Here is a 3,175-nt window from a genome sequence, read left to right as displayed (position 1 = left end):
TCGCCGGAGACGGTGAAACGCCTGGCGGCACTTGGCTTCGATGTGATTGTCGAGGCTGGGGCAGGGACCTTGTCGCGCATCACCGATGCCGATTACCAGGCTGCGGGTGCAAAGATCGGCAAGGCTGCGGATGCGGCCAAGGCCGATGTGGTGCTGAAGGTGCGGCGGCCGAGCGAGGCCGAGCTCAAGACCTACAAATCGGGCGCTGCCGTGCTCGCCACCATGGATCCTTATGGCCATGACGCGGCGGTCGCGGCGATGGCCAAGGCAGGCGTGACCGCCTTTGCCATGGAGTTCATGCCGCGCATCACGCGTGCCCAGGTGATGGACGTGTTGTCGTCGCAGGCGAACCTCGCCGGCTACCAGGCTGTCATCGACGGCGCCTCCGAATATGACCGGGCGCTGCCGATGATGATGACCGCTGCCGGCACGGTGCCGGCTGCCAAGGTGTTCATCATGGGTGTCGGCGTCGCCGGCCTGCAGGCGATCGCCACCGCGCGCCGCATGGGCGCCATCGTGACGGCCACGGACGTGCGTCCGGCGGTCAAGGAACAGGTCGCCTCGCTCGGCGCCAAGTTCCTCGCCGTCGAGGACGAGGAGTTCAAGGCCGCCGAGACCGCTGGCGGCTACGCCAAGGAGATGTCGAAGGAGTATCAGGCCAAGCAGGCGGCGCTGACTGCCGAGCACATCGCCAAGCAGGACATCGTCATCACCACCGCTCTGATCCCGGGCCGTCCGGCGCCGAAGCTGGTGTCGGCCCAGGTGGTCGCTTCGATGAAGCCGGGTTCGGTGCTGGTCGACCTCGCCGTCGAACGCGGCGGCAATGTCGAAGGTGCTGTGCCCGGCAAGGTGGTCACCACGGCCAACGGGGTCAAGATCGTCGGCCATCTCAACGTGCCGGGCCGGGTCGCGGCGTCGGCGTCGCTGCTCTACGCCAAGAACCTGTTTGCCTTCCTCGAGACGCTGATCGACAAGGGCGCCAAGCAGATCGCCATCAACCGCGACGACGAGCTGGTCAAGGCGACGATGCTGACCGATGGCGGCAAGGTGGTTCACCCCAACTTCGCCAATGCGGCGGCTGCGGCGTCGACTGCAGCGGAAAAACCAAAGCCGATCGTTGCGGGCCAGAACCGCGGCGACGACCCGGCGACCGACGGTGCTGCCAAGGCTGCGCCGAAGAAGGCGGCTGCCAAATCGGAAAAGCCTGCAGCGGCAAAGAAGCCTGCTGCGTCCAGAACCGGCGCAAAGAAGTCATCTGAGGGAGACGCGTGATGGAAGGTCTTCAGAAAGCCCTCGACCAGCTCGACCAGGCGGTTGCCGCCGTGCGTCTGGGCGTCCAGGATCTGGCCAATTCGCAAGCCGCCGTCGAAGCCGCGGGCAATGTCGCCCATGCCGCTTCGGGCGGGGCGATCGACCCGTTCGTGTTCCGCTTCGCCATCTTCGTTCTGGCGATCTTCGTCGGCTACTACGTCGTGTGGTCGGTGACCCCGGCACTGCACACGCCTTTGATGGCCGTCACCAACGCCATCTCGTCGGTCATCGTGGTCGGCGCGCTGCTTGCCGTCGGCATCGCCGCTTCCGGCCTTGCCACCGGCTTCGGCTTCGTCGCCTTGGTGCTGGCCTCGGTCAACATCTTCGGCGGCTTCCTCGTCACCCAGCGCATGCTGGCCATGTACAAGAAGAAGGACAAGTGACGTGAACGTGAACCTCGCTTCCTTCCTCTACCTGGTCTCCGGCATCCTGTTCATCCTGGCGCTGCGCGGCCTGTCGCATCCGACCACCAGCCGCAAGGGCAACACCTACGGCATGATCGGCATGGCCATCGCCATCGCCACCACGCTGGCGCTGGCCAAGCCGTCGGCGACCGGCCTCGGCCTGATCGTGCTTGGCCTGGTCATCGGCGGCGGCGTCGGAGCACTCACCGCCCGCCGCATCGCCATGACCTCGATGCCGCAGCTGGTCGCTGCCTTCCACAGCCTCGTCGGTCTGGCCGCCGTCATGGTCGCGGCTGCCGCGATCTATGCGCCCGAAAGCTTCGGCATCGGCTCGGTCGGCGCCATCCATGGCCAGGCCCTGGTCGAGATGAGCCTCGGTGTCGCCATCGGCGCCATCACCTTTACCGGCTCGGTCATCGCCTTCCTCAAGCTCGACGGCCGCATGTCGGGCAAGCCGATCATGCTGCCGGCCCGCCACCTGATCAACGCCGCTCTCGGCATCGGCCTGGTCGTGCTGATCGTGCTTCTGGTCACCACCCAGTCGACGACCATCTTCTGGCTGATCGTCGCCCTGTCGCTGGCGCTCGGCGTGCTGTTGATCATCCCGATCGGCGGCGCCGACATGCCGGTGGTCGTCTCGATGCTCAACTCCTATTCGGGTTGGGCGGCAGCAGCACTTGGCTTCACGCTCGGCAACCTGGCGCTGATCATCACCGGCGCGCTGGTCGGCTCCTCGGGTGCGATCCTCAGCTACATCATGTGCAAGGGCATGAACCGCTCGTTCATCTCCGTCATTCTCGGCGGCTTCGGCGGCGAGACGGCGGCTGCAACCGACGACGGCATCCAGCGCACGGTCAAGACGGGCGCTGCCGACGATGCGGCCTATCTGATGATGAACGCCCAGAAGGTCATCATCGTGCCGGGCTACGGCATGGCGGTGGCCCAGGCCCAGCATGCGCTGCGCGAGATGGCCGACAAGCTCAAGGCCAATGGCGTTGAGGTCAAATACGCCATCCACCCGGTGGCAGGCCGCATGCCCGGGCACATGAACGTGCTGCTGGCCGAAGCCAACGTGCCTTACGACGAGGTCTTCGAACTCGAAGACATCAACTCGGAGTTCGCCCAGGCTGACGTCGCTTATGTCATCGGCGCCAACGACGTCACCAACCCCTCGGCGCGCGACGACAAGAGCTCGCCGATCTACGGCATGCCGATCCTCGACGTCGACAAGGCCCGCACCTGCCTGTTCGTCAAGCGCAGCCTAGGCTCGGGTTATGCCGGCATCGACAACACGCTGTTCTACAAGGACGGCACCATGATGCTGCTCGGCGACGCCAAGAAGATGACCGAAGAGATCGTCAAGGCCATGGACCACTGAGCCAAAAGCTCAGCCAGCCCATCGACATCACCGACAACGAAAAGCCCGGCAAAACGCCGGGCTTTTTGCTTTTGCGATCGTG

Annotated in this window: 3 protein-coding genes; all 3 read left to right on the top strand. The window is 65.3% G+C overall.

Annotation, left to right across the window (positions count from 1 at the left end; all coding sequences use genetic code 11):
• On the top strand, positions 1-1,272 hold a 1,272-nt coding region (locus NDO48_RS28925; protein ID WP_267322870.1), incomplete at its 5' end, for a Re/Si-specific NAD(P)(+) transhydrogenase subunit alpha.
• Entirely contained in the window at positions 1,272-1,694 is a 423-nt protein-coding gene (locus tag NDO48_RS28920; RefSeq protein ID WP_018429417.1) for an NAD(P) transhydrogenase subunit alpha, read from the top strand. The genes NDO48_RS28925 and NDO48_RS28920, both read left to right, overlap by 1 nt.
• A 1-nt stretch (position 1,695) precedes the next feature.
• A complete protein-coding gene (locus NDO48_RS28915; protein WP_018429416.1) occupies positions 1,696-3,093 on the top strand; it encodes an NAD(P)(+) transhydrogenase (Re/Si-specific) subunit beta in 1,398 nt (465 codons plus the stop codon).
• Positions 3,094-3,175 lie beyond the last annotated feature (82 nt).

The organism is Aminobacter sp. MET-1 (assembly GCF_026521175.1).
Lineage (GTDB): Bacteria > Pseudomonadota > Alphaproteobacteria > Rhizobiales > Rhizobiaceae > Aminobacter.
Note: the sequence above shows the minus strand (reverse complement) of the source record. Positions and strands in the feature narration are given on the sequence as shown.

Excerpts from the sequence above, each read along its gene's own strand:
- NDO48_RS28920 (WP_018429417.1), top strand. The coding sequence starts at position 1,272 with ATGGAAGGTCTTCAGAAAGCCCTCGACCAGCTCGACCAGGCGGTTGCC.